This is a genomic window from Streptomyces hesseae, assembly GCF_031845785.1.
Classification (GTDB): Bacteria; Actinomycetota; Actinomycetes; order Streptomycetales; family Streptomycetaceae; genus Streptomyces; species Streptomyces hesseae.
In genome coordinates, this window is sequence record NZ_JAVRFI010000020.1 from 124,449 (window position 1) to 133,322 (window position 8,874).

General features: G+C 71.6%; 7 protein-coding genes. 5 read left to right on the forward strand and 2 right to left on the reverse strand.

Annotation, left to right across the window (positions count from 1 at the left end; translation table 11 throughout):
- Positions 1-70 precede the first annotated feature (70 nt).
- Positions 71-1,825, forward strand: a complete 1,755-nt coding sequence (locus RM609_RS26090) for an acetyl/propionyl/methylcrotonyl-CoA carboxylase subunit alpha (RefSeq protein ID WP_311614005.1) — start codon at positions 71-73, stop codon at positions 1,823-1,825.
- A gap of 199 nt (positions 1,826-2,024) precedes the next feature.
- Entirely contained in the window at positions 2,025-2,612 is a 588-nt protein-coding gene (locus tag RM609_RS26095; protein WP_311614006.1) for a TetR/AcrR family transcriptional regulator, read from the forward strand.
- A 64-nt stretch (positions 2,613-2,676) separates the two neighbouring features.
- On the opposite strand, the gene RM609_RS26100 is transcribed toward RM609_RS26095, so the two are convergent.
- Entirely contained in the window at positions 2,677-3,717 is a 1,041-nt protein-coding gene (locus RM609_RS26100; RefSeq protein WP_311614007.1) for a DeoR/GlpR family DNA-binding transcription regulator, read from the reverse strand.
- A gap of 100 nt (positions 3,718-3,817) precedes the next feature.
- A complete protein-coding gene (locus tag RM609_RS26105) occupies positions 3,818-5,266 on the reverse strand; it encodes an NAD(P)H-quinone dehydrogenase (protein ID WP_311614008.1) in 1,449 nt (482 codons plus the stop codon).
- 165 nt (positions 5,267-5,431) lie between these two features.
- On the opposite strand from RM609_RS26105, the gene RM609_RS26110 reads away from it, so the two are divergent.
- From RM609_RS26110 to RM609_RS26120, 3 genes are all read left to right on the forward strand, one after another.
- On the forward strand, positions 5,432-5,869 hold the full coding sequence (locus RM609_RS26110) for a gamma-glutamylcyclotransferase family protein (protein WP_311614009.1): 438 nt from the start codon (positions 5,432-5,434) through the stop codon (positions 5,867-5,869).
- A gap of 132 nt (positions 5,870-6,001) precedes the next feature.
- Positions 6,002-6,823: a purine-nucleoside phosphorylase gene (locus tag RM609_RS26115; RefSeq protein WP_311614010.1), complete on the forward strand. Its 822-nt coding sequence runs from the start codon at positions 6,002-6,004 to the stop codon at positions 6,821-6,823.
- Between the two features lie 344 nt (positions 6,824-7,167).
- Positions 7,168-8,853 (forward strand): phospho-sugar mutase, encoded by a 1,686-nt coding sequence (locus RM609_RS26120; protein WP_311614011.1) that lies wholly within the window; start codon positions 7,168-7,170, stop codon positions 8,851-8,853.
- The last annotated feature ends 21 nt before the right edge of the window (positions 8,854-8,874 follow it).

Sequence of the window (8,874 nt, forward strand, 5' to 3'; positions counted from 1 at the left end):
CCCCGGAAGTCGGGTCGGCACAGAGTGTCGCCGGTACCTAAACTCACCTTGTTTCAAGGAGGGAGCCATCGTGCGCAAGGTGCTTATCGCCAATCGTGGCGAAATCGCTGTCCGTGTCGCTCGTGCGTGCCGGGACGCGGGGATCGCCAGTGTGGCGGTCTATGCCGATCCGGATCGTGACGCGTTGCATGTCCGGGCGGCCGACGAGGCGTACGCGCTGGGTGGTGACACCCCGGCCACCAGTTATCTGGACATGGCCAAGGTCCTGGCCGCGGCGGCGGAGTCCGGCGCGGACGCGATCCACCCCGGGTACGGGTTCCTCTCCGAGAACGCGGAGTTCGCCCAGGCGGTCCTGGACGCCGGCCTGACCTGGATCGGCCCGCCCCCGCACGCCATCCGTGACCTGGGCGACAAGGTCGCCGCCCGGCACATCGCCCAGCGCGCCGGCGCCCCCCTGGTCGCCGGCACCCCCGACCCCGTGGCCGGGGCGGAGGAGGTCGTGGCGTTCGCGCGGGAGCATGGTCTGCCGATCGCGATCAAGGCGGCGTTCGGTGGCGGTGGCCGTGGCCTGAAGGTCGCCCGGACCCTGGAAGAAGTCCCCGAGCTGTTCGACTCGGCGGTCCGGGAAGCGGTCGCGGCGTTCGGCCGGGGCGAGTGCTTCGTCGAGCGCTACCTCGACAAGCCCCGTCACGTCGAGACCCAGTGCCTGGCCGACACCCACGGCAACGTCGTGGTGGTCTCCACGCGTGACTGCTCGCTCCAGCGCCGTCACCAGAAACTCGTCGAGGAAGCCCCCGCCCCCTTCCTGACCGAGGAGCAGAACGCGCAGCTGTATGCGGCGTCGAAGGCGATCCTGAAGGAAGCCGGCTACGTCGGCGCCGGCACGGTCGAATTCCTCGTCGGCAACGACGGCACGATCTCCTTCCTGGAGGTCAACACCCGCCTCCAGGTCGAACACCCCGTCACCGAGGAAGTCACCGGGATCGACCTGGTGCGGGAGATGTTCCGCATCGCCGACGGCGAAGCACTCGGCTACGACGACCCGATCGTGCGCGGGCATTCGTTCGAGTTCCGGATCAACGGCGAGGACCCGGGCCGCAACTTCCTGCCCGCCCCCGGCACCGTCACCACCTTCGCCCCGCCCACCGGCCCCGGCGTCCGCCTCGACGCAGGCGTCGAGTCCGGCAGCGTCATCGGCCCGGCCTGGGACTCGTTGCTGGCGAAGCTGATCGTCACCGGCGCGACCCGTGAGCAGGCCCTCCAGCGCGCCTCCCGCGCCCTGGCCGAATTCCAGGTCGAGGGCATGGCCACCGCCATCCCCTTCCACCGCGCGGTCGTCACCGACCCGGCCTTCACCAGCGACCCGTTCCACATCCACACCCGCTGGATCGAAACCGAATTCACCAACACCATCCCGCCCTTCTCCGGCACCGCCGCCGAGGAGGACGAGGAGGCCGAGGGCCGTGAGACGGTCGTCGTCGAGGTGGGCGGCAAGCGCCTTGAGGTCTCCCTGCCGTCCTCGCTCGGGATGACCCTGGCCCGTACCGCCGCCGCGGGCGGTGCCAAGCCCAAGCGCCGCGCCGCCAAGAAGTCCGGCTCCGCCGCCTCCGGCGACAGCCTGGCCTCGCCGATGCAGGGCACGATCGTCAAGGTCGCGGTCGAGGAGGGCCAGCAGGTCAACGAGGGCGACCTCGTCGTGGTCCTGGAGGCCATGAAGATGGAGCAGCCGATCAACGCCCACCGCTCCGGCACCATCAAGGGGATCACCGCCGAGGTCGGCGCGTCCGTCTCCTCCGGCGCCGTGATCTGCGAGATCAAGGACTGAGCCAAGGACCGATCCGGGGCGTTCCCCGCTTCGTCGCCCACGGGCCCCGCCGCCTTCCCGGCCGGGGCCCGTGGGCGTTCGTCGTCCGGGGCCCCCGGCGGCCTGGCATCCTTGACTGACGGGGGAACGAGGGACTGACGGGGACCGTGGCCACCGGGCCCGGCACCGGCACGGCCATCGAATCGGGAGGACGGACGGAATGGCGACCGACGCGGCGCAGACGTCACCACGACCCATGCGCGCGGACGCACGGCGCAACTACGAGCGGCTGCTCACGGAGGCCCGTACGGCGTTCACCGAGCACGGCACGGACGCCTCGCTGGAGGACGTCGCCCGGCGGGCCGGGGTGGGCATCGGCACGCTCTACCGGCACTTCCCCAATCGCACGGCGCTGATGAGCGCGGTCTTCCAGGGCGAGGTCGACGGCATCCTCGCCCGCTCGCGCGAGCTGCTGGCGGCACCCGAGCCCTGCCGGGCGCTGGTCGCCTGGCTGCGGGCCATCGTGGCGCACGCCAGCACCTATCGCGGTCTCTCCCGGGCGCTGATGGCCGCGCAGACGGACGAGGGGTCCGCCATGTCGCGGTGCAGCCTGCCGCTGCGCGACGCGGGACGAGCGCTGCTCGCCCGCGCCCAGCAGGCCGGCGCCATCAGCCCCGACGTGGACATCGTGGATGTCATGCAGCTGACGAACGCCATCGCGCTGGCGGTCGAACAGTCCCCGGACGACCCGGAGTTGGTCGACCGCCTGCTCACGCTCACCCTGACCGGGCTAAAAGCCCGGCCGTAGCCTTCGCCGGGGACAGCTCGCGGATCCCCGGTGCTCCGGCGGCCATGGTGGTCATCGGACCTGCCTACCGTCGGCGGGGTGCCAGGTCCGCCACCCGGGCCGTGGCCTGCTCGCCCAGGGAGACCGCGCTGCGCAGCTGGGCGCCCGGCGGTCCGCCCTGGACCGGTCCGGGCGGCTGGCCGTGGCCCAGTGGCAGGCTTCTGCGCTGGCCGGGCAGCGGGGGTACGTCCCGGCGGCGCGGGGAGGCCGTGGGGACCTCCCCGTGGACGACGCCCGCGGCGGGGCCGCTGCCCGCGCCCGGACCGGCCACCGAGATGTGGACGCCCTGGTCGGCCAGGGCCTGGAGCTCGGTGGCGGCCCGCTCGTCATGAGGGGGCGGCTCGTCGGTGACCAGCCGGGTGATCACATCGGTGGGCACGGTCTGGAACATGGTGTCCGTGCCCAGCTTGGTGTGGTCGGCGAGGACGACGACCTCCGCCGCCGCCTGTACCAGCGCCCGGTCCACGCTCGCGGAGAGCATGTTGGACGTGGACAGCCCGCGCTCGGCCGTCAGGCCGCTCCCGGACAGGAAGGCCCTGCTCACCCGGAGGCCCTGGAGGGACTGCTCGGCGCCGCTGCCGACCAGGGCGTAGTTGGAACCTCTCAGGGTGCCGCCGGTCATGACGACCTCGACCCGGTTGGCATGGGCCAGGGCCTGGGCGACGAGCAGGGAATTGGTGACCACGGTCAGACCCGGTACGCGGGCGAGCCGGCGGGCCAGCTCCTGGGTTGTCGTACCGGCGCCGACGACGACGGCCTCGCCTTCCTCGACGAAGCTCGCCGCGAGATCGGCGATGGCCGTCTTCTCGGCAGTCGCTAGATGGGATTTCTGCGGGAAGCCGGACTCCCTGGTGAAACCGCCCGGCAGCACCGCACCGCCGTGCCGGCGGTCGAGAAGTCCTTCGGCCTCCAGCGCCCGCACGTCCCGCCGTACGGTCACTTCTGAGGTCTGGACGACGCGGGCGAGCTCACGGAGCGAAACCGCTCCGTTGGCCCGCACCATTTCGAGGATCAATTGACGACGTTCTGCAGCGAACACGAAACCGACAGTAACGCCAACGTCCATCTGTTTTCAGCAGGTTGCAGCAATTAACGGAAGTTGTCCGTAGTGCGACCCAAGGGGTGGTATAGGGAGCCGGAACAAACGGCTCCCCCGCCACTCCTCCTTACGCCTCGCGCTGTGTCTTCCTCGTGTGCAACTGCCGTGCCACCTCGGCGACCGAGCCCGAGAGGGACGGGTAGACGGTGAACGCGTTGGCGATCTGCTCGACCGTCAGGTTGTTGTCGACGGCGATCGCGATCGGATGAATGAGCTCACTGGCCCGCGGCGAGACGACCACACCACCGACGACGATGCCCGTGCCGGGGCGGCAGAACATCTTCACGAAACCGTCGCGAATGCCCTGCATCTTCGCCCGCGGATTACGCAGCAGCGGAAGCTTGACCACCCGGGCGTCGATGAGACCATTGTCGACATCGGCCTGGGTGTACCCGACCGTCGCAATCTCCGGATCCGTAAATACGTTCGCGGATACCGTCTTGAGATTGAGCGGCGCCACCGCGTCGCCCAGGAAGTGGTACATCGCGATACGGCCCTGCATCGCCGCCACCGACGCCAGCGCGAACACACCGGTGCAGTCGCCGGCCGCGTAGACGCCCGGCGCCGACGTCCGGGAGACCTTGTCCGTCCAGATGTGCCCGGACTCCTGGAGCCGGACCCCGGACTCCTCCAGCCCGATGCCCGCCGTATTGGGAATCGAGCCCACGGCCATCAGGCAGTGGGTACCGGTGATCACACGGCCGTCGGCCAGCGTCACCTCGACCCGGTCGCCCACCCGCTTGGCGGACTGGGCGCGCGAGCGCGCCATGACGTTCATGCCACGGCGCCGGAAGACGTCCTCCAGCACGGCGGCCGCGTCCGGGTCCTCACCCGGCAGCACCCGGTCGCGCGACGAGACCAGCGTCACCTTGGAGCCCAGCGCCTGGTAGGCGCCGGCGAACTCGGCACCGGTCACACCGGAGCCGACCACGATCAGCTCCTCGGGGAGCTCGTCGAGGTCGTAGACCTGCGTCCAGTTCAGGATGCGCTCGCCGTCGGGCAGCGCGTCCGGGATCTCCCGGGGGTGGGCGCCGGTGGCGACCAGCACGGCGTCGGCGACCAGCGTCTCCTCGGCGCCGTCCGCGTCCGTCACGATCACCCGGCGCGACCCGTCCGGCGCCTGCGCCGGCTCCAGCCGCCCACGACCACGCATCACACGGCCACCCGCGCGGGTCACCGAGGCGGTGATGTCATGCGACTGGGCCAGCGCCAGACGCTTCACACGCCGGTTGACCTTGCCCAGGTCCACGCCCACCACACCGGCGGCCTTCTCCAGCGGCGGGGTGTCGTCCGCGACGATGATCCCCAGCTCCTCGTGGGAGGAGTCGAAGCTGGTCATCACTTCCGCCGTAGCGATAAGAGTCTTCGAGGGCACACAGTCGGTCAGCACCGACGCCCCACCCAGACCGTCGCAGTCGACGACGGTCACCTCCGCGCCGAGCTGAGCGGCGACGAGCGCCGCCTCATAGCCGCCGGGTCCGCCACCGATGATCACGATCCGAGTCACGTACTCCATTGTCCCGCACCCATCAAAGCGACTCCTTCCGGGGCCTCCTTAGCGCGATCCCTACGCGAATCCTCTCCGAATCCCGAGCGAAACCCGCCAGAACGTTCCACATGGACCCCCTTCGAGATTGCCACCCCAAATGCCGTTCCGCCTCACTCCCGTACCCTCGGAACCATGTCGCTCTACGCCGCGTACGCCGGCAACCTCGACGCGCGGCTGATGTCCCGCCGCGCCCCCCACTCACCGCTGCGCGGCACCGGCTGGCTCAACGGCTGGCGGCTGACCTTCGGCGGGGAGCAGATGGGCTGGGAGGGCGCGCTCGCCACGATCGTCGAAGCCCCCCGCTCCCAGGTCTTCGTCGCCCTCTACGACATCGCTCCGATGGACGAGGACTCGATGGACCGTTGGGAGGGTGTCGGGCTGGATGTCTACCGCCGGATGCGGGTCCGGGTGCACACTCTCGACGGAGAGGAGCCGGCCTGGATCTACGTCCTCAACGGTTACGAGGGAGGGCTCCCCTCCGCCCGCTACCTCGGCGAGATCGCCGACGCCGCGGAATCCGCCGGCGCGCCCCACGACTACGTCATGGAACTGCGCAAGCGACCCTGCTGAGCCCCGCTGAGCCCTACCGGGCATGTGCGGAAAGTGACGATTCCGTCTCGTCGCAACGCACAAAGCAACAATCGGAACACCGTAACCAGCGACATCTACGCGCGTAGGCCAGGAGCGGCTACCCTCGTCCGCGTGAACGCTTCTGTAACCCCCGACATCCAGGCCGACCCGTACGCCGCGGCCGACGCCGCCGCCGCCCGTCTCCGCGAGCTCACGGGCGCCGAGACCCACGACGTCGCCCTGGTCATGGGCTCCGGCTGGGTCCCCGCCACCGACGCCCTCGGCACCCCCGAGGCCGAGTTCCCGGTGACCGAGCTCCCCGGCTTCTCCGCCGCGGCCGTCGCGGGCCACGCGGGCACGGTCCGCTCCTACAAGGTCAACGACAAGCGCGCGCTCGTCTTCCTCGGCCGTACGCACTACTACGAGGGCCGCGGTGTCGCCGCCGTCGTCCACGGCGTCCGCACGTCCGTGGCCGCCGGCTGCAAGACCGTCGTCCTCACCAACGGCTGCGGCGGTCTCCGCGACGGCATGCGCCCCGGCCAGCCGGTGCTGATCAGCGACCACATCAACATGACGGCGACCTCGCCGATCGTCGGCGCCAACTTCGTCGACCTCACCGACCTGTACTCCCCCCGTCTGCGCGCCCTGTGCAAGGAGGTGGACGCCACCCTGGAGGAGGGCGTCTACGTCCAGCTCCCCGGCCCGCACTACGAGACCCCCGCCGAGATCAAGATGGTCCGCACCCTCGGTGGCGACCTCGTCGGCATGTCCACCACCCTCGAGGCCATCGCGGCCCGCGAGGCGGGCGCCGAGGTCCTGGGCATCTCCCTGGTGACCAACCTCGCCGCGGGCATGACGGGCGAGCCCCTCAACCACGAAGAGGTCCTCGAGGCCGGCCGCGACGCCGCTTCGCGGATGGGCTCCCTGCTGGCCCAGGTTCTCCCCAAGCTCTGACCTCGCCGGTCCGGCTTTCCCGCGCCGGGGGTGCTTCGCGCGCCTCCGGCGCGGGCTTTTCCGCGCCTCCGGCGCGGTCCTCCCCCCACCCGCCCGCCCGATTGCCCGGCATCGCCCGACGCCGACGCCGGCCGGGGCGGCGGGTGGAGCCGTACGACGGGAGGGGCCGGGGTGGGACGGGCCCCGGCAGGGGCGTAAAGCGTTATTTGCGGCGACCTGCCGGGTTCGCTGTTCCGATGACCCGAGGCCGTAAATAATGCAGCCCCAGAGGGGTCCGTTCCACCCCGGCCCCGGCCCACCCAGCACCGCAAGCGCACCCCCCGAACCCCTCCGGAGGAGAACCCGTGGAGCGAGACCTCATCGCACAGGCCCGGACCTGGCTCGCCGAGGACCCCGACCCCGAGACCCGCGACGAGCTCGCCAAGCTCATCGAGGCCGGCGACCTCGCCGAGCTGAGCACCCGCTTCGCCGGCACCCTGCAGTTCGGCACCGCCGGCCTCCGCGGTGAGCTCGGCGCCGGCCCCATGCGCATGAACCGCAACGTCGTCATCCGCGCGGCCGCGGGCCTGGCCGCGTACCTGAAGCAGCAGGGCCACACCGGCGGTACCGTGGTCATCGGCTACGACGCCCGCTACAAGTCCGCCGACTTCGCGCTGGACACCGCCGCCGTCATGGTCGGCGCGGGCCTGAAGGCCGCGCTGCTGCCGCGGCCCCTGCCCACGCCCGTCCTCGCCTTCGCCGTCCGCCACCTCGGCGCGGTCGCCGGCGTGGAGGTCACGGCCAGCCACAACCCGCCGCGCGACAACGGCTACAAGGTCTACCTGGGCGACGGCTCCCAGATCGTGCCGCCCGCCGACGCCGGCATCGCCGCCGAGATCGCCGCGATCGCCGGCCTGGAGGACGTCCCGCGCCCGTCCGAGGGCTGGGAGATCCTCCGCGAGGAGGACGTCGTCGGCGCCTACCTGGCGCGCACCGACGCCGTTCTCACCGACGGCTCCGCCCGTGACATCCGCGTCGTCTACACGCCGATGCACGGCGTGGGCCGCTCCGTGCTGACCGCCGCGTTCGAGCGCGCCGGCTTCCCGGAGCCGGTCGTCGTCGCCGAGCAGGCCGAGCCGGACCCGGACTTCCCGACGGTGGCCTTCCCCAACCCGGAGGAGCCGGGCGCGATGGACCTCGCCTTCGCGACGGCCCGCGCGGCCGCGGAGGCGGGCGGCGCGCCCGACATCATCATCGCCAACGACCCCGACGCGGACCGCTGCGCCGTGGCCGTGCCGGACCCCGACAACGTCGAGGGCTGGCGGATGCTGCGCGGCGACGAGGTGGGCGCGCTGCTGGCCGAGCACCTGGTGCACAAGAGCGCCCGTGGCGCGTTCGCGACGACGATCGTCTCGTCCTCCCTGCTGTCCCGCATCGCGGCGGGCGCGCCGGACGCGTCGTACGAGGAGACGCTCACCGGCTTCAAGTGGCTCGCCCGCGTGGACGGCCTGCGCTACGCCTACGAGGAGGCGCTGGGCTACTGCGTCGACCCGGAGGGCGTGCGCGACAAGGACGGCATCACGGCCGCGCTGCTCGTGGCCGAGCTGGCGGCCGAGCTGAAGCAGTCGGACCGGACGCTGAGCGACCTCCTGGACGACCTGGCGGTCGAGCACGGGCTGCACGCCACCGACCAGCTGTCGGTGCGGGTGGAGGACCTGTCGCTGATCGCGTCGGCGATGCGCCGGCTGCGGGAGGCGCCGCCGGTGGTCCTGGCCGGGCTGCACGTGGTCTCCGCCGAGGACCTGTCCAAGGGCACGGAGTCGCTGCCGCCGACGGACGGCCTGCGGTACGCCCTGGCGGGCGACGAGGCGGGGACGGTGTCGGGGGCACGGGTCATCGTGCGGCCGAGCGGTACGGAGCCGAAGCTGAAGTGCTACCTGGAGGTCGTGGTGCCGGTGGCGTCGGCGGCGGCACTGGCTGACGCGCGCCGGCACGCGGACGAGGTCCTGGCGGGCATCAAGACGGACCTGTCGCGGGCGGCGGGCATCTGACGTCTGTGGGGTGGGTGGGTC